The organism is Devosia sp. MC532 (assembly GCF_016461625.1).
Taxonomy (GTDB): domain Bacteria; phylum Pseudomonadota; class Alphaproteobacteria; order Rhizobiales; family Devosiaceae; genus Devosia.
Map to the genome: position 1 here is coordinate 93,839 of NZ_JAEMNZ010000010.1, position 18,769 is coordinate 112,607.

Below are 18,769 nucleotides of genomic sequence, written 5' to 3' on the forward strand. Positions count from 1 at the left end.
CGGCGGAGAGGACGCAGGGAACGCAGTTGAAGTCGGGGGGACCCTTCTGCAGCATCTCTCTCCGCCTAGGTACGCGACCTGTGGACGCAGTTGTCGCTTACCTGTTTAGTGGATGCCGAAGCATCGGTAGTCTTGATCCATGCACTCGCCGACTTAGCGCGGCGTTTGGTGGGGCCCGTGCATTTCACTTTGGATATCCAGCGGGAAATAATCGCTGGCCGGCGTCGCTACGAAAGCGCCGCGACGAGAATGGGTATGCGGGAATTGTTTCTGTATCGGAAGCAAATAGGCGTTAAACGCAGGTAACAAACGCTTGCGTTTTACATGTAAAAAGGTGCTAGTTCGGACCGCGTGGGGGAACTTTTGTGGCCAGCGACAGACCAGCAGAAAAAGACGTTCTTGCGGCACTTCAAAACCTTCTGTCATGGCCAGAAATTGCACGCTCTACGCAGCTTAGCCGCTTTCTCGACTATGTCGTTCGCGCCACTTTGCGGGGTGAAGAAGGCAGCATAAAAGCCTACTCCATCGCCGTTGACGTGCTTGATCGCCCGTCCCATTTTGACCCGCAGACCGATCCAATAGTTCGCGTGCAAGCGCGTAGATTGCGTGCGTTAATCGCCCAGTATTATGCGAGCGCCGGGCAAGGTGAGTCTGTTCGTATTGAACTGCCAACCGGTCGATATGTACCGGAGTTTGTTGTTGTTGATCCGGTTACTGTTTTAAGTCCTTCGACGACACCAAGAGTTTACCCCGAAGCCGGGGTGGACGCGGTGCAGAGCGCGCCAAAATCGTCCGCTCGCCCCGCGCTGGTGAGTCGCCAGCACCTCTTGCGGTCGTGGAGTGTGCTGGCATTGGCGACGCTGATGTTTGCCGCGGTTGCGATTACTTTTGCTATTCGCGGCATGGAAGAAGAGCGCACTGAGCAGGCGCGTTATCTCAACCAACCATTGTCGGTAAAGGTGATGGAGTTTCAGCGCCTCAGTCAAACAGGTGACGATGTTTCGCTGACCGCTGGTCTCGCCATTGATTTGGTGTCCAAGTTGAATAGCTCAGGCTTGGTGATGGCCAAATATGGTGGCACCAGCCTGACGCAGCTGGTTGATGCTGACTTTGTTTTGAGCGGTACGGTGCGTCGCGATGGTGACGAGGCGCAGTATAGTGCGATCCTCACCGATACAGCGACCGGCCAGGTGAGCTGGAGCAGGGTCATTACGACCAATGTTGATGGGCGCGGTTCTCAGGGCCTAACCGATGCGGTGAGCCTGCGACTGGCGACAGCGCTGAGCAATATCAATGGGCCGGTGCTAGCGCCTGTTCGGGCGATTTTGGCGGATCAAGAGATCAATGTCGTGCCTTCGCTCTATCTGTGCAGAGTGATCTACTCTGGCTACCGCGCTGATCTTTCGCCCGATGCCGCTGCGCGCAGCAATCGCTGTTATGCGCAGTTGAGCCCGGATGTGCGGGCGACCGGGGAAGTGCAGGCGGCACAGGCGCTGCTGATCATGGGGGGAGCGGCCGGTAGCGGCTATGAAAACGTCGATATGGGCGTGCGCACGGCGATGGCCGAAGAACTGTTGCGCGTGGCGGTCTCCAGCGAACCCCTGAATGCTTTCGTTTGGACCCAATTCGCCCGCTTTAGTCGGGAACGGGGGGACTTTGAGAGCGAAGAAATGGCCTATGGGACGGCGCAGAAGCTTGACCCGGCCAATTCGGAACTTCTGGCGGCCTACTCTCAATCTCTAGCGATTGCGGGACGTCGACGCGAGGCGATGGAGCTGTTCGATATCGCGCTTGAAAGTTCGAGCAATCCGCCGGGCTGGTATTACATCACACCGGCGATGGTGGCACTGGCTGAGGAAGACTGGGAAGCGGTTGGGCGCTATGCGGTGTTGTTACAGAATGCGGACAACATGACGGCGCCATTGTTCGGGGTGCTGGCGGGCTACGGGCTGAACGATTCAAATCAGCTCAATCGGTCTTTGCCGCGCCTTTTGGACACGCGTAGCTTTCGCGAAAACGGGATCATGCCGCAGCTGGCGCGCCGGATCACCGACGAGCAGCTTCTCAATGTTATTCGCAAGAGCCTGTCCGCTGCGGGCGTACCGAACGATCGGCTCGACGGCCCGTATTAAGCGGTCGCAAATAGCGCCTGAGCGTAGACGATAAAGCGGGCACCGCGCTCTTCAAAGTTTTTGAATTGGTTGTACGACGGCGCGCCGGGCGAGAGGATGATGGTGTCAAAACGCTCGCGCTGCGCGAGGAGCGTGTGCATGGCGGCTTCAAGATCAGGCACTTCGATCACCACAATCTCGGGCGAGGCGATGCGGGCGGCATCAGCGAGGCGCTTGCCGGTGACGGGAAGCGTGACCAAGGTCGTGACGCCGCGTAGAGCCAGAAGCGTGGCGAGCTCAGCATAGTCCTGTTCGCGCTCGTGTCCGCCAGCGATCAGCGCGATACGGCGGCCCGGATAGGCGGCAAGTGCGGCCTTGGTGGCTTCAGGCGTGGTGGAAATGCTGTCGTCAACGAAGGTGACGCCGCCGATGCTGTGCTCTTCCAAACGGTGGGGCAGAGGGCGGAAGGCGGCGATGCCGGCAAGGATGCCTTCCATAGTTCCGCCTGTGGCCAGAGCGATCTCGGCCGCGAGGAAGGCGTTATCGAGATTGTGTGCGCCTTTGAGGCGGGAGTGCGCTGCAGCGTTTTCTATGGCGCGTTCTTGGTCAGCGGTGAGCTCTTGAACCAGACGGCGATGATCACGCACCGCCTTGGCGACCAGTGCATTGCCCTTGGCTTTCGCACCGAGCGCTACCGGGAAATCACCATCGCGATCGATGAGGTGGAGCTTGTCGGCGTAGTAGCGCTCGACAGAGCCGTGCCAATCGACATGTTCAGGGTAGAGGTTGGTGAGGGCCGCAATATCGGGCAGAAAACTCATGTCCGAGGTTTGGTAGCTCGAGAGCTCAAAAATCACGACGGCATGTTTGTCGGCAATGTCGATGGGCGCGAGGCCAACATTGCCAGCCAGACCCGCATCAATACCCGAACGGGTGAGCATGAGATGGGTAAGCGTGGCTGTGGTCGACTTGCCCTTGGTGCCGGTGATGGCGATGACGGTGCGGCCCGCGCGATAGCTCGACCCCCAAAGATTGAGGTTCGAGGTCACGGAAATGCCAGCATCGGCGGCGATCTCAAAGATCGGCTTATAGCGCGACACGCCGGGGCTTTTGATGATGTAGCTAAAGCGCCGCTCGGCAATGGCGCGCGGCAGCTCATCTGCCGGGATCTGCACCGTATCCGGAACGTCGGCCGTGCCGCTATCGACGGCGACGAAGACAGGCAGGTTGGGCTGCTGGGCTTTTAGGAAAGCGCGGGTCGAGAGGGCTTCTTTGCCTGCGCCATAGAGCAGGACCGGTTCTTCAAACCGCATAAGCTTGCACCTTGGCCGAGAGGGCGGGCGGGATGTGGTGATCGCGACTGTCGGTGAGGCACTCCGCCATGGCCAGTTGGAGTTTTTCTTCGCCGTATTGGGCGAGGAGGTCATCCTTGAGAGCTTTGACGATGGTGTCCTGATACCAATCGGCGTGGCGCGACAGCGTGTAGAAGCACGCTGCGGCTTCGAGGATTTCGCCAACGCATTCCCAGGGCTTTTGACCAGCAAGGCCGGAGAGTTCGCGGAAGGAATGTTCGTATTCAGCGACTTCCAGAACGTTCTTGCCGAAGATGCGCAGTAGCCGTTCCTTCTTCATGAAGGGCGCGAAGATCAGGAAGACGAAGTGGCATTTTGGGCATTCGCCGCACCACAATGCGCCGTCATTGCCGTTGAGACGGAAGTTGCGATTGCAGCTTGAAAAGACCGCGTCGAATTTATCGCTCTTGGTGAAAAGCGAGGCAATGCGGGCTTCCGAATAGGGACGGAGCAGCGAGAAATATTTCAGCGCGCCGCCAGTGGCATTGGCGAGCGTATCGGCAATCAGCAGCTCAAAGCCGAGGGACTTTGAATATTGGTGATTGGTCTCACGGCCATCGAACACGACATTGCCTTCGCTGGCAGAGCGCTCGTTGGACAGAACGATCTGGTCGTAGCCAAAGAGCACAGCGCAAAGCGAGGCGATCATGGAGTTGATCGCGGTCGAGGGCACGTGGCCGTTGTAATACCCCGGTTCCTTGGAGAGGCGGATCATCTCAGCGTCGAGTTTTCGCGACACGTAAACGGGCGCGGTGCCGATGGCATCCACGCAAGAGACGATCGGGCCCTTAGGATTTACCGCAAATGGGGTGAACGGCACGCCGGTGTGGGTCAGGAGATCAACGCTGACGAGACTATCCTTGCCGCCGCCAATGGGCAGCAGGGTGCGTTCGAGCAGAGTGATCTCGGGTTTGCGGGCAACAGTGTCCTCGGGCGCGGTGAGCGTGAGCTTACCGAAGCGGGCCAGCTCATTGCGGGCGTAGAATTCGCCGAGGCCGTTTTCATAGATGTCGATGACGAAGGCGCGTTCGGCGGAGGCGAGCGGAATGCTTGGCGCTTCGATGGTGAACGGGGCGCGGAGCTTAAAGTAGCTCACGCCCAAGGTGATCGCGGTAAGCCCGAGGAGTTTTTCGAAGTTAGAGGTTTGTGCCGCTGCGCTGTCCGCGCCTTTCGGCAGGGTCAGCACTTCGGTGAAGCTGAGATCGTTCAGCGTATAGGTAAAGCGGGCCTCTCCCGTGGTGGGATCAAAGCTCGGGCTCTCAATGCGGAAAAATTCAGTCACGGGCTACTCGCTGCGTTTGTCCATCATATAGGTGATTTGCAGCTTGGGCGGGAGTAGGGCGGTGGCGAGTTGATCGCGCTATTTTTTGTCGCGCGCTAACTGTCCTTGGTGGCAGCCAAGATTGCGCGGATTTCGAACTCCACATTGTCGATCACTTCGCTGATCGCTTGGACAGCCCGATCTGGATTGCTGGCGAGAATTGCGTCGGCCAGATCCTTGTGCATGGGGAAAGACCCCAGACCGAACGCATCGCGATTGTAAGGCGAGTTCACGTCACGTTCGAGGGCGTGATCGAGATTGGTGAGAATCTGGCCATACATCGGATTGCCGGAGGCATGATAGATGGCGTCGTGGAAAGCATGGTCTTCTTTGCGCCAAGGGTGACCACCATTGACTGCCTTGAGAAGAATGTCGCCCAGTCGGCTGATCTCTTTGCGCTGCGCATCGCTGGCGTGGATCGTGGCTTTGCGCACGACGTCGATTTCGAGCGTGCGGCGAATTTCGAGAAGGCGGAGCAGGGCTTCGCCTTCCAAGCGGACCATGGTGGGAATGAGCCCGCGCGAGGTTTGCACATTGGCGGTGAGATAGGTTCCGTCGCCACGACGGCGACGGATGACGCCGAGGCCTTCCCAGCGATTGAGGGCCTCCCGAATTGTCGAACGGCCGACGCCCAAAGACGAGGCCAACGACAATTCTGGCGGGAGGCGGTCGCCGATTTTGAGACCGGCGCGCTCGACCATTTCGGCGAGCGCGTCCTGTACCGCCACATTGCGCGTGCGGTTCTCTAAAGGCTCCAGATAGTTAAGGGCATTTTCCCGATCCATGGGTGCCCGATCCTCTCGGTGTGGCGGCTTGTTACTCTCTCTCACCACATCTGAGAGCGTTTGTCAGCCTATGCCTTGTTTAAGTTCAAAAGCTCCGTGAGAGCCTCAACCAAGCGATCCATCTGTGGTTTGGAGTTGTAGCCCTGCACAGAAACACGTGCGACGCAGTGTTCCTTCCAGCGGAAAACCGGGATTTCGATTTTATACTGCTCAAAGAGCGCCGTGTGGATGGCGAGTGGATCGCATTCCGGGATCGGCATGGCGACCATTTGCGGGGCGCAAAACTCGGGCGAGCTGAATGGTTCAAGGCCCGTGAGTTTGGCAATGCGTTCGCCGGTGTCTTGCGCCAAGGCGCGGCAATGTTCGGCAACAGCGGGCCAATCATTGTCATCACGGAATTTGAGCGCGGCGGGAATGGCGAGGAAAGCCGAAGGGTCACGAGTGCCCATCATTTCGATTTCATCGACAAAGGGGGAGTTGTCGAATGCACCCTTAGCGCCGGGGTCCTTGGATTGCGCGGTCCAGCCGTGGCTGACAACAAGCGGGTCGAGCAGGGACTGGACCTCCGGGCGGGCATAGAGGAAGGCTGAACCCTTGGGAGCCATCATCCACTTGTGGCAATTGCCAGAGTAGAAATCGGCGCCAAGCTTTTGCATGTCGAGCGGGATATGGCCGGGGGCGTGGGCACCATCGATAACCGACCAGATGCCGCGCTTACGGGCCTCGGCAATGGCGGGCTCGACCGGGAACACAAGCGCCGTGGCGGATGTGATGTGGCTAAGGAAGAGCACTTTGGTGCGCTCAGTCATGCCAGACACAATGGCCTTGGTGAACTGCTCTTCGCTGGTGAGCGGCAAGGGCACATCGACGACGACGATTTCTGCGCCAGTTTGGCGGCAGATAAAGGCCCAGGTTTTTTCCAGAGCGGAATATTCGTGGTCTGTCGTGAGGATCTGATCGCCCGGCTTGAGGTCGAGCGAGCGCGCAACAATGTTGAGGCCGGTGGTGGCGTTGATGACGCCCACAACTTCCTGTTCGTCACAGTTCAGTTCGGCAGCGAGGGCCTGACGCGGCACGCGCATGTTTTCAGTGAGCTTGCGGCCGAGGAATTCGACGGGTTCGCGCTCCAATTCGAGTTGCCAGCCTTGGTAGGTCTCAAACACCGGGCGCGGACACGCGCCGAAAGAGCCGTGGTTGAGGAAAACGACATCCTCGCGGATGAGGAACTGTCGAGCAAGATTTTCAGACACGATTAACGGCCTTTCAGGGTCGGATCGAGGGCGTCTCGCAGACCATCGCCAAACAGCGAGGTGGCGAGAACGGTGATAGCAAGGGCCGCCGTGGGGAACACGGCGAGGTGCCAATAGAAGAACATGAAGTTGATGCCTTCATTGATCATCTGACCCCAGGTGGGGGTTGGCGGGGGAACACCAATTCCAAGGAAGCTCAATGAGGCTTCGAGCATCATGGCGAGGGGGATCGCAAGCACGAAACCGACAATGATCGGGCTAATGGAATTTGGAATGAGATGGCGACGGATGATGTACCAAGGGGAGGCTCCGAGGGCCTCGGCGGCGCGGACAAATTCCTTCTCGCGCGATGCCTTCACCTGGGCGCGGACGAGTAGGCAGACTTGCACCCAGCCAAAGAGCGCCGCGATGGCGACAATAGTGGGATAGCCGCCACGGGTGAGGGCACCCAAGAGCATGGCGGCGAGCAGCGGTGGAACAACCGAGAAGAGCTCGATGATACGCATGATGACCCAATCGACCTTGCCGCCGAAATAGCCTGCCAAAGCGCCAAGGGGAATTCCTATGAGTACGGAAAACCCAGCCGCAATAAAGCCGATGGAGAGCGAGACGCGCGCGCCATAGACGATGCGGGTGTAAAAATCGCGCCCGAGATTATCAATCCCCATCCAATGCTCGGGGGAAGGGAAGGCGAGGGCCTGGGTGAGAAAGAGCTGCGCTTCGGGTTCGACGGGGGTCATGATCGGGGCGAAGATCGCCATCCAGATCAGCACCACCATGACGATGCCGCCGACGAGGGCGGCTTTGTTTGAGCTAAAGCGCATCCAAGCGAACCAGAGCGGGCTGCGGTTGCTCGCGGGCGGTGGGGTGAGGATGTCGGTCATTGGCTTCCTCCTACGCGGATACGCGGATTGATCAGCGCATAGACGATGTCCGAGAGCAGATAGGCGATGCAGTACATGAAGGTGATCATGAGCATGAGCGCCATTTCCAGCGGATAATCGCGGTTCTGGATCGAGGAGACGAAGTATGACCCAAGGCCGGGTACGCGGAACATGGCTTCGACAAAGATCGAGCCTGTTGCTGTGCCAATGAACATGGGGAGGAAGACGGTCACCAGTGGAATGGCCGAATTGCGCAGCACGTGCTGGAAGATGATTTTTCGCTCGGAAAGGCCCTTGGCGCGCAACACGTTGACGAAGGGCTTACTCAGGGTGTCGAGCATGGCAGAGCGGGTGTAGCGCGCGTATGTGGCGAGCGGAATTGCGGCATAGGCAATGACAGGGAGAACCCAGCGATTGGGATGGGGCCAACCGCTCGCCGGAAACCATTTGAGCCAGACGGCAAACACCAAAATCAGCAGCATTGAGGTGACGAACACCGGAATGGTCAGGCCGATGGTTGCGACAGCGGAGGCCACATAGTCGATCCAGGTGTTGCGATTAAGCGCTGCCGCCATGCCCAAAAGAATGCCCAAGGGCGCGCCGACCACAACGCCGAGGCCGCCCAAGACAAGGCTCGGGACCCAAGCGCGGGAGAGCAATTGCAGCACGCTTTCCCCAGGGCTCTGATAGGGCACGCCGAAATCGAGATGGAGCACGCCCCACATGTATTTGAAGTATTGCACGTAAAGCGGCTGATCGAGCCCAAGCTGGGCCATAAGCTTTTCGCGGACGGCGGCGGAGACCGGCATGTCGTTGGCGTCGAACGGGCCGCCGGGGACAGCGTGCATCATGAAGAAGATGATCAGCGACACCACGATGAAGGTGAACGCAACTGAGACGAGGCGGCGCAGGATATAGCTCAGCATGGTCGCTCCTCCTTTAGGTCGTCACAATGGCTTCGACCCGGTGGCCGGGGGCGATGGTGACGAGTTGCGGGGTTTTGTTCGGCGCGGCGCCGGTTTGAATGACGGTAAAGCGTGGGGTGCGAGCGGCGATCTCTTCCGCCGTTAGGAAGGTGCGGCTGCGTTTGTTGCGCGGGTTGGTGGCCGGGACGGCATCGAGCAAGGCTTGCGTATAGGGATGCTGGGCATCGGCAAAAATGCGCTCGGTTGGTGCCTCTTCGACAACGCGCCCCTTATACATGACAACCACGCTGTCGGTGAGGGACTTCACTGTCGAGAGGTCGTGGCTGATGAAGAGGATGGATAGGCCCATCTCCGCTTGCAGCTGTTTGAGAAGCCCAATGATCTGCGCTTTGACCGTGACGTCGAGCGCTGATGTCGGCTCGTCGGCAACGAGGACGTCCGGCTCCAAGATGAGGGCGCGGGCGATGGCGACGCGCTGGCGTTGACCGCCGGAAAGCTCGTGTGGGTAGCGGGTGGCAAAGCTGCGGTCGAGGCCGACGCGTTCAAGCCAAGCAATTGCTTTCTCACCCTGTTCTTTTGGGGTGCCAAGCTGATGAATATGGAGAGGCTCGGCAATGATCTGCGTCAGCGTCATCATGGGGTCGAGCGCTGAGTAGCTGTCTTGGAAGACAACCTGCATTTTCTTGCGCCACGCCTTGAGGTCGGCGGGGGGGAGCGAAGAGATGTCGGTGCCGTGCAAGAGGATTTGTCCAGCGGTGGAATCGAGGAGGCGTAGCGCCATCATGCCCGTGGTGGTTTTGCCTGAACCGCTTTCGCCGACCACGGCAACGATGCGGTTTTTCGGCAGTACGAGGTCCACTTTTTGGACGGCGTTGAAATCGGAATATTCAGTGCGAAACCCGCTGCGGCGGCGGATGCGATAGGTTTTCTGAACGCCCTTTAGTTCCAGTGCCGGGGTCTCGTCATCGCTGCCGCGCGACGGCTCGAAACTGGAATGAAGCGAGGCCAAGAGTTGCTTGGTGTAAGCTTGTTCCGGCGCGTCAAAAATCTGCTGCACGGAGCCTTGCTCAACCACTTCGCCGCGATACATGACCAGCACGCGATCGACGGTTTCGGCGATGACGCCCAGATCGTGGGTGATCATGATTAGGGCCATGCCAAACTCGGCCTGAACCTTTTTAATGAGTTCGAGGATTTGGGCCTGAATGGTGACGTCGAGTGCGGTGGTGGGCTCGTCGGCGATCAGAACTTTGGGTCGGCAGGAGAGGGCCATGGCGATCATGGCGCGTTGCAACATGCCGCCCGAAAGCTGGTGGGGGTAATAATTGACGACATCCGCTGCGTTTTTGATTTCGACGCGGCGCAGCAGGTCTTCGGCTTCCGCCAAAGCCTGCTTCTTGGGCAGGTTTCGGTGGGCCTGAATGGTTTCGGCGATTTGGTGGCCGATGGTGAAAACGGGGTCAAACGCCGTCATCGGATCTTGGAAGATCATGGAGGCAAAGCGACCGCGAAGGCGCGCCAGATCTTCCTTATTGGCTTTGGTGACGTCGATGCCACCGAGCATGAGCTTTGTGGCCGTCACCTCTGCGGTGGCGGGTAGTAAGCGCATGAGAGCGCTGCAGCTCACGGATTTCCCTGATCCACTCTCGCCCACGATACCGAGGCTTTCGCCTTCGTCGAGCGTGAAATTGACGCCACGAACAGCGTCAATTTTGCCGCCGTATTGACGGAAACTGACGCGCAGGTCTTCGATTTCGATGAGGGGCATGGGCTGACCTAATTGGGCTAGCGTCCCTCGGCACGAGGAACCAAGGGACGCTAGGATGCTGCTGGATTACTTCGTCAGGTGCGTGAAGAAGTAGTGGCCAAGGCGGTCAAGCGGGGTGAAGCCAAGAGAGTTTGGCTGCGAGGCTTCGCCGCCCAAATCGCCAGAGATCACAGCAGTGGTAATCGGGTGCACCAGCGGCACGATCAGACCCTGATCGATCATGACCTGTTCGGCCTGAGCGTAGAGATCGTAGCGGGTATCCCAGTCGCTTTCGGCGTCAGCCTTGGCGACGAGCGCGTCATATTCCGGCACGAAGTAGCCGTGACGGCCACCATTGTAGAAGATGCCGTAGAAGTTTGACGGATCGAGATAGTCGTATTCATACGGGGCGATGAAGATGTTGTTCTTCTTGCCACGCAGGCCGTCCATCCATTCAGCGCCGGGGAGCTGACGGATTGAGGCCGTGATGTTGAGGTGTTCCTTCAATTCAGCCTGAAGGTACTGCGCCATAGCCGGAACGATAGCGCCGTTATAGCCGCCCTCTTCCCGGATCCAGATGTCGACATTGGGGAAGCCTTCGCCGTTCGGGAAGCCTGCATCGGCGAGATGCTTTTTGGCCTTTTCGGGGTCGAAGGTTGCCTGCGCAACGACGTCTGGATTGTAGCCAGGATAGCCTGGGGGCAGGATCGACCCGGCTGGGATGGCGATGTCCTTGAGAACGGTTGAGGTCAACTCAGCACGGTCCACGGCGTGGTAGAAGGCGCGGCGGACGTCGACATTGTTGAAGGGTTCGGCGTCCAAATCATAGGAAATGTAGGACGTTGCGAACACGGCGTTCTTGCGGATGCCGTCAGGATTGGTGGCGGTAGCGACAGGGACCTGTCCGGTGTTGAGGAAGGTGTAATCCGCATCGCCCGCAAGGAATGCCGGCAGGCCAACTTCTGGCGCGCCAATGGTCGGATCGACTTCGAGGCGATCAACCTGTGCCTGCCATGGGCCGGTGTAGGTCGGGGATTTTACGAAGACGACAGAATTGTTCGACTTCTCCCAGCTCTCGACGGAGAACGGGCCGGAGGACACAACGTTTTCGACATTGAGGGCCCAATCGTCGCCGAACTTATCCTGCTGGTGCTTTGGCACCGGATACCAGAGGCTGGTGACGGATGGGAAATAGGGTTTTGGCGCGACGGTGGTGATCTCGATGGTCAGATCATCGACAGCTTTGACGGCTAGTTCGGAAGCATCTGCGCCTTCGGTGACTTCCTTCCAGCCCTTGATCCCGCCAGCAAAATCCCAATACCAGGCAAAGTCATAGCCCGAATTGGCTGCACGCTGGAGCGAGAAGACGAAGTCTTCCGAGGTCAGAGGTTCACCATCGGACCAAACGAGGCCGGGGCGCAGCTTGAAGGTCCAGGTGAGGCCATCCTCCGATTGGCTCCAGCTTTCCGCTGCCATCGGAACAAGCTCAAATTCCTTATCGAAAGTAGCGATCGGAATTTGCAGGAGTTCAGCGAAGGTGGCGCGGTCATAGACCGTCTTCATGTAGTCCATGTAGGTGCCGGTGGTCGATTGGCCCGGTGCCACAATGGTGGTTTGGGCCAAGGTCGGCATGATCAACGCTGTTGCGACGGCCAGTGCGCCTACCAATTTCGGTAGAATGTGCATGAGCTCCCTCCTTCTCGAAGCTTGATGTCGTTCCCTGAAGTCCGGCGCATCTTTGCGCTCGTGCTTGGTTCGTCTGTCCCTTCCAAACGAACCAATTGACATATGTCTGACAAATGAAATCGACGCTGACAAGCGTATTTCTAGGAAACGATTGCAATAGAGGGGACGTGTTTATTGCCTGGCCAGTTCGCCTCAAAATGAGGCGAACTGCTTTGCTGCACGAACAATATCGTCGGATGAAATGCCGAAGTGGCGGTAAAGGTCCTGAACCGTGCCGGTTTGACCAAAGTGCTCGACGCCGAGCGCTATGGTGCGGTGGCCACAGACGCTGCCGATCCACGAGAGCGTTGCTGGATGGGCGTCAATCGCGGTGACGATGCCGATTTTATTGGGCACTTGGGCCAGCAGCTGCTCGATATGGCTCGGGGTGTGGTCGCCATGCATACGGGCGCGCACAGAGCCCTGCCAGCCCGCGTTGAGGCGGTCGGCGGAGGTGATGGCGAGCACGGCAACATTGCGTCGGTCGCCGCCCAATCGTGCCGCCGCTTCGATGGCGTCGCTGGCCAGCACGCCCTGATAGGCCAGCACAACCTCGCATTGCGGCGTTGGTGGATTGAGCCAATAGGCACCGCGGATAATGCCTTCGCTGAGGGCTGGTGTAACTGGGCGCGGTGGCTGCTCGAGCGTGCGGGTTGAGAGGCGCAGATAGACCGAGCCGCCGGTGACGTCGCGCGGCCAATCTGCGAGGTCAGGGCGAGCATCGCCCGTGCGTTGCATGTAGTCAAAAGCCCAATCGGTGATGATCGCCAGCTCGTCGGCAAAGGCTGGCTCAAAGCTGGCGAGCCCATCCTGCGCCATGCCGATCAGTGGCGAGGCGATGGACTGGTGGGCGCCGCCTTCACCCGCCAAGGAAACGCCGGAGGGCGTCGCGACCAGCAGGAAGCGGGCGTCTTGGTAGCAGGCATAATTGAGCGCATCGAGGCCGCGCGAAATGAACGGATCGTAGAGTGTCCCGACCGGGAGCAGGCGTTCGCCAAAGAGCGAATGGGAGAGCCCTGCCGCGCCGAGCATGAGGAAGAGGTTCATCTCGGCAATGCCGAGTTCCATATGTTGGCCTGAGGGGGTGAAGCGCCATTTCTGCGTCGACGGGATGGCCTCTTTTTGGAAGAGGTCGACCTTCTCTTTGGGGGCAAAGAGATTGCGCCGGTTGACCCAAGCGCCAAGGCCAGTGGAGACGGTGACGTCAGGCGAGGTGGTGACAATGCGTTCGGACAAGGCGCTGTCAGATTTCGCATAGGCGTCGAGAATTTTGGCAAAGGCCGCTTGAGTGGAGGTCGCGCCTGTGCCGAGGAACTGGGGGCCAATGGTTGGGACTGCGGCCGAGGAGAGGCGGCGTGAGGCCTTGGTGTTGAAGGGAACTGCGTCCAAGAAGGATTGGAGTTTGTCTGGATTTTCAAGGCCTTCAAAGCGGTCCCACTCATGCCCGTCGCGGATTTTGTGCGCAGCGCGGAGCTGCTCAATCTGGGCCGACGTCATCTGCCCGGCGTGATTGTCCTTATGCCCCGCGAGCGGCGTGCCCCAACCCTTCACCGTATAGGCGATGAACACGGTGGGGGTATCCGAGCCTGCGGCGTTGAATTGCTCGAGCAAGCTCTCAGCGCAGTGGCCGCCGAGATTGGCCATGAGTTCGGCAAGCTCAGCATCAGAACGGCGAGCGAGAAGGGCGGAGACTTCGCCCTGATCGCCGATGGCATCGGTGAGGCGCTCGCGCCAAGCCGCGCCGCCCCGGAACATCAGCGCCGAATAGAGATCATTGGGGCAATTATCGATCCAGGACTTGAGCTTATCGCCGCCGGGTTCGGCAAAGGCGGCGCGCTGGAGGGCGCCGTATTTCAGCGTAACGACGGTCCAGCCGAAGGCCTGGAAGATGGCTTCGATGCGGTCGTAAAGCCCTTCGCGGACAACACCATCAAGGCTTTGGCGGTTGTAATCGATGATCCACCAGCAATTGCGGAGGCCATGTTTCCAGCCTTCGAGAAGGCATTCGTAGATATTGCCTTCGTCGAGTTCGGCGTCCCCGGCCAGCGCGATCATGCGGCCTTCGGGTCTGTCGGTCTTGGCCCAAGACTTGGCCCGAACATAATCTTGTACCAGTGAAGCAAAGGCGGTGAAGGCGACGCCGAGGCCGACGGAGCCGGTCGAAAAATCAACGTCGTCCGTGTCTTTGGTGCGCGATGGATAGGACTGCGCGCCGCCGAAGGCTCTGAAATCAATGAGCTTTTGTCTGTCCTGTCGACCCATCAAATATTGGATGGCGTGGAAGATCGGGGCGGCGTGGGGCTTCACCGCGACCCGATCTTCAGGCTTTAACACGCCAAAATAGAGCGTGGACAGCAACATCGCCATAGAGGCGGAACTGGCCTGATGGCCGCCGACTTTGACGCCATCGACATTGGGGCGGATGTGATTGGCGTGGTGGACCATCCAACTGGCCAGCCAGAGCGATTTTTTGTTCAGCGCTTCAATGGCCGCAATGCGATCAGTTGGTGTTGTCATCGGCTTGTCCTCCCATAATGTCTGACATTATGCTGTGTTCAGGGACGGTTCCTGCCTATCTCGCTCTCTGGGGCGATTGTTTGCGCAGGAAGTCGTAAGTTTTGGAGATAGTCTTGGCAGAATTCGCCAAACGAGAGATCGATCCAATCGACCACAAAATCTTGCGTGCGTTGCAGGAGGATGGGCGCATTACGGTTCAAGCGCTATCAGAAAAAGTCGGGATATCGCCGTCGCCCTGTTTGCGACGGGTGCGCCAGCTGGAGGAGACTGGGATCATCTCCGGCTATGGCGCGAGCATCGACCCCAAGGCCGTGGGGCTTCCAGTTTCTGTGTTTATTTCCATCAAGTTAGAACGCCAGCGCGCCCAAAACCTCGACGATTTCAGCGCTGCCATCAGCCGCTGGCCCGAGGTGATGGACTGCTATTTGATGACGGGACAGTTCGATTTCCTGATGCGCGTCGTCTGCGCCGATCTGGAAGCTTACGAGACGTTTTTGCGAAAACGCCTCACCCAACTCGATGGCGTCGCCTCGATCGAGAGCAGCTTTTCGCTGGGTGCGGTGAAGAGCTCGCGCGTGCTGCCCATTTGATGGGCCTCAATTGGCACATCATGGGCATTGTGCCGGCATCTATGGGCACGTGGATGGGCACGGGCGTGGCCTAAAGGGGCGCGAAACGGGAGCAAAAAGGCGAAAAGAACTGTACCGCCAAGGGCGGAGTTTTTTTGTGCGCGAGAGGCGCTCGTCGGTGAGGGAAGGGAGGGGCCCCTATGATGAGCGCGGTTTTTGGACCGGGGACTTTTGTTTTCGGATCGGGCTGAGTGGGACGGGTTGCTCGACGCTGAGCGGCCTATGCTGAAATCGCAAAGTGCAGAGCCCTCGGCTCAAGGCCGAGGGTGACGGGCGGTGGGGGCGAACGGGGCGTGGCAAATACCGCCCCATCTAGGACGTCCAATCCACGGCAAAGGCACTCCTCAGTACAGGCATATTGACGAGCGGCGTCAATGTCGGCGATGTATCAAAAGTGGCCATATGGCGGTATGTTACCGCCCATTTTTTGCATGTGGCATGCCTAACGGCTTGAGCCGCCGACCTGGGCAAGCGAAATCGCGAGGCATCGCGCAGCATCAATTCGCCATAAAGCTCAGGCGAGATTGATCTCGCTCAGTGTAGCCGCTCTTGCGAAATCCTCTAGTACGGATGGCGCTGACTTGAACATAAAAGCGATAAGCTCTTGGGCAGGATCGGACTGAGCCGTCGAGATGTCGAATGCGCCGCCGTGAGCAACATCATTCCTCACTTTGTAGAATGCGGTGACTTGTGCCCAAAGGGAGACGGTTTTTGTCGTTTCGGTGTCCTGGATTGGTAACCTGCTACCCTCCAGATTGACAGAACGGCCATCTGACCACTTTGTAGCCAGAGATTGTGGTGGCAGCTCCAGCACTGTGCGCAAATACTGGTATACTCTTGCCGACTTCTCACCGGTATTTCGCTGTAGCTGTTTGCCATTCAGTATCGGGGAACCATCGAGTAGGGCGACCTTGACGTTTTCCGCAATATGGCGCACTGCCACCGTCTCCAAAATCGACCAGTAACGGAACATCCTGAAACCGTGATCCGTCTCTGCTAATGCCTGAGTGAAAAGCTCCGCAACGAGACGGGCTGATGGAGAGCGCAGCAGGTTTGGCTGGTAGAGTTCAAGCATATGCGCGTGAGTATTTGCCATAGGCCTGATCATGTTGCGGTTGGGCCTCGGAAATAGCGGAAATAAAGAGTAGCCATGCTGATCTCGAAGGAACATCATAGCTGGGCGGGGTCTCTCGCCTCTTTCGAAGGCCACCATCGTCGCGAAGTCGTTGGCATAACTTCGAGCAAACGAAATTGCATCTCCTTGATCTCTCGCAAAGACATCATGGATGTGTACTGCGAAAATCGGATTGTCTCGCTGATAGTCTTCGAGCATCAGTGGGTTCGGTTCGACCGGCAAGCCGGTGGCGGCTTGGACATATCGAGCACAAGATTGTGCTAAATTTCGGATGTCCCCTCGCTCGTTGAGGGGGACGATGGAGACACCCCGAAGATTTTGCAAACCTCCTACCTCTGCGTCGATGTAGAATATCACCATCTCGAAGTGGCTTCCACTAGACGTCGCTGCAGTCGGCGTAGTGAGCGTGGCTCTGTGATGCAGAGTTCTTTGTGCGCGCATATCTCGCACCATATTCTTTGCATGTGCAGAAGAACCGGACATTGGAAACTGAAAGCAGACATCGCCAGATACTTGAATGTGCTGCTTCTGGAGCCGTTGTCCCACAACCTGAGCTGTACATTCGGAAATCTCGTAGAGTCCGTGAGGAAGACCTGCAAAACTTGCTTCAAACTCTTCTCCAGCGCGGATGTCCACCGATGCGGAAACAGACATTACCCACTCGTCTCTAAGCTCGGTTACCTGCGTGACATGAACGGCGACGCTTTCAGCAGGAAGCGGGAGCGATCCAGAGAGTCTGCACCTGACGTTTGCGGTGCCATCTTCGTTAAACACCCAGCCAAAGAACTCGGCAATCAATCCTGCCCCCCCCCTCAGAAACTAATGCCCGTCAGAAATTCTGGCGGGAAAGTTAACTTATAGATGTGCGATAGTATGTTGGATATGCATTGTAGTTAATTAATTTTGTGCTTTCTCCGGATGATAGAACTCGACACAGTGCGGCACTAGGGTGTGATCCCTAAATGGCTCGCTCATGAAGGTTTGACCTGAATATGACTAGCTTATGAGTAGTCGCTGGATTGGTTTGGTATTGTCAAAGCCCACGCCAATTTCGTTTTGGCCTGTGCGCCGACTTTTATAAGACTTTCGTTAGGTCCAACCATAACTTACCCATCTCCTTTCCATCCCAATTCAGACGTCACTGCAGTGGCGCAATTTACTGGATCCCCGGGACAGGCCCGGGGATGACGGTGGAGCGGGAGGTTTCGCGGCGGTGAGAGCGTATGCGGTGTGGGGGGGGCTGCGGACGTGCGTTAATGCCCCCACTAGACCTCCCCCGGAGACGGCAGGGCCGAAGAGGGGTTCTTTCACCCGGAGACTTGTGGGTGGGGACTTGGGGCTTCGCCAAGAGAGTTGAGCGGCGCTGCGAGGTATCGGCGCTTTGTGTGCGCTTTGATGGTTAAACCCGCGCGGTGACGATGCGGTCGAGGGTGTCGTGGTGGCGGGTGAGCCAGGCGGCGCTGCGGCTGCGCCAGATGAGGGCTTCGAGGAGCGATTTGGGGTCGGCTTCGGCTTGGTCGGGATTGGCGATGATCTCGTTGGCTGCGTTGAGCACGGCGAAATCGCGGACCTTGGCCATGAAGCCGATGCGCTGGCTCTGGGGGAGCTCGTAGCCATCGAGCAGAAGCCTGACTTGGCGAGCGCGGCTTTCGATGCTGCCAAGGCCGAGTTTTTCGGCGAGATCGTCGTCAAACAGGAGTGCGTTGAGCCAACAGGCTTGCGCCAGCTCGATCAGCGGGTCGACGGGGCCCGCTTCTTCCCAATCGATGAGTGCAATCGGCTTGCGATTGACGGCGATGATGTTCCACGCGCCGGTGTCGCAATGGCCGATGGCGGTGGGTTGGCCAAGTGAACGGCCAAACCATGGACGCCAGAGTGCGTCGTGCGGGGGCACGAAACTTCTGGTCGCGCGATGGAGTTTTCGCAGAACGGCGCCGAGGCCAGGCAGGGCGTCATCATCCCATGGATAGGGGTGAGGGCTCTCGCCTTCGACATAGGTCAGCATTTCGCGGCCGGTTACGTCAAAGCCTGAGCCAATGGCGCGCGGGGCGTGGGCAAACCCTTCGGCTTCGAGATGGCGGAGCAAGGCAATTGTGGTTTTGGACCACGGCGCGGCGCGTCGGAAGACAGTGCTGCCTTTGCGCGTTACCGTCGATCTGCCGCCCACGAGGGATACTTCGCCGTCCGAAGTGCTTTTTGCCATGCAAGAACTATGGCGGATTGTGCGGAGGCGGCAAGGGGTGTTGGAGGGCGCATGCGGGTGGCCCCCACCCGGCCTCCCCCGCAGGTGGGGGAGGAGAAGGGGTGCTTTTGCCCGTGACGGGTGACAGCCGGTGGTGGGGCGTCTTGCCAGTGTGATCCGGCACAGGGGGCTGCGCCGGATCATT

General features: G+C 58.5%; 13 protein-coding genes. 2 read left to right on the forward strand and 11 right to left on the reverse strand.

What is annotated here, in order from left to right:
• Positions 1 to 365 precede the first annotated feature (365 nt).
• On the forward strand, positions 366 to 2,132 hold the full coding sequence (locus tag JHC09_RS13190; RefSeq protein WP_199532289.1) for a hypothetical protein: 1,767 nt from the start codon (positions 366 to 368) through the stop codon (positions 2,130 to 2,132).
• On the opposite strand, the gene murD is transcribed toward JHC09_RS13190, so the two are convergent.
• The 9 genes from murD to JHC09_RS13235 all read right to left on the reverse strand — a co-directional run bounded on the left by murD (position 2,129) and on the right by JHC09_RS13235 (position 14,618).
• Complete coding sequence (gene murD, locus JHC09_RS13195; protein WP_199532290.1) at positions 2,129 to 3,424, reverse strand: UDP-N-acetylmuramoyl-L-alanine--D-glutamate ligase; 1,296 nt, start codon at positions 3,422 to 3,424, stop codon at positions 2,129 to 2,131. The two genes, JHC09_RS13190 and murD, sit on opposite strands and share 4 nt — an antisense overlap.
• A complete protein-coding gene (locus tag JHC09_RS13200; protein WP_199532291.1) occupies positions 3,414 to 4,745 on the reverse strand; it encodes a hypothetical protein in 1,332 nt (443 codons plus the stop codon). Before JHC09_RS13200 ends, murD begins: the two co-directional genes overlap by 11 nt.
• Before the next feature lie 95 nt (positions 4,746 to 4,840).
• Positions 4,841 to 5,569, reverse strand: coding sequence for a FadR/GntR family transcriptional regulator (locus JHC09_RS13205; RefSeq protein WP_169195684.1), 729 nt, complete (start codon positions 5,567 to 5,569; stop codon positions 4,841 to 4,843).
• Positions 5,570 to 5,637: 68 nt separating this feature from the next.
• Positions 5,638 to 6,819 carry an aminotransferase class V-fold PLP-dependent enzyme gene (locus JHC09_RS13210; protein WP_199532292.1) on the reverse strand — a complete coding sequence of 394 codons (1,182 nt, stop codon included), beginning with the start codon at positions 6,817 to 6,819 and terminating at the stop codon, positions 5,638 to 5,640.
• A 2-nt stretch (positions 6,820 to 6,821) separates the two neighbouring features.
• Entirely contained in the window at positions 6,822 to 7,703 is an 882-nt protein-coding gene (locus JHC09_RS13215) for an ABC transporter permease (protein WP_199532293.1), read from the reverse strand.
• Positions 7,700 to 8,629: an ABC transporter permease gene (locus JHC09_RS13220; RefSeq protein ID WP_199532294.1), complete on the reverse strand. Its 930-nt coding sequence runs from the start codon at positions 8,627 to 8,629 to the stop codon at positions 7,700 to 7,702. The genes JHC09_RS13215 and JHC09_RS13220 overlap by 4 nt, the downstream gene beginning before the upstream one ends.
• A 13-nt stretch (positions 8,630 to 8,642) precedes the next feature.
• Complete coding sequence (locus tag JHC09_RS13225) at positions 8,643 to 10,397, reverse strand: ABC transporter ATP-binding protein (protein WP_199532295.1); 1,755 nt, start codon at positions 10,395 to 10,397, stop codon at positions 8,643 to 8,645.
• Positions 10,398 to 10,463: 66 nt separating this feature from the next.
• Positions 10,464 to 12,062, reverse strand: a complete 1,599-nt coding sequence (locus JHC09_RS13230; RefSeq protein WP_199532296.1) for a peptide ABC transporter substrate-binding protein — start codon at positions 12,060 to 12,062, stop codon at positions 10,464 to 10,466.
• A gap of 192 nt (positions 12,063 to 12,254) precedes the next feature.
• Positions 12,255 to 14,618 carry a transketolase gene (locus JHC09_RS13235; protein WP_199532297.1) on the reverse strand — a complete coding sequence of 788 codons (2,364 nt, stop codon included), beginning with the start codon at positions 14,616 to 14,618 and terminating at the stop codon, positions 12,255 to 12,257.
• Positions 14,619 to 14,731: 113 nt separating this feature from the next.
• Between JHC09_RS13235 and JHC09_RS13240 the strand changes: the two genes are divergently transcribed.
• Positions 14,732 to 15,208, forward strand: a complete 477-nt coding sequence (locus JHC09_RS13240) for an Lrp/AsnC family transcriptional regulator (RefSeq protein WP_199532298.1) — start codon at positions 14,732 to 14,734, stop codon at positions 15,206 to 15,208.
• A gap of 553 nt (positions 15,209 to 15,761) precedes the next feature.
• Here the strand turns inward: JHC09_RS13240 and JHC09_RS13245 are convergent.
• On the reverse strand, positions 15,762 to 17,180 hold the full coding sequence (locus tag JHC09_RS13245; protein ID WP_199532299.1) for a hypothetical protein: 1,419 nt from the start codon (positions 17,178 to 17,180) through the stop codon (positions 15,762 to 15,764).
• A gap of 601 nt (positions 17,181 to 17,781) precedes the next feature.
• On the reverse strand, positions 17,782 to 18,585 hold the full coding sequence (locus tag JHC09_RS13250) for an aminoglycoside phosphotransferase family protein (protein ID WP_199532300.1): 804 nt from the start codon (positions 18,583 to 18,585) through the stop codon (positions 17,782 to 17,784).
• Between the last annotated feature and the right edge of the window lie 184 nt (positions 18,586 to 18,769).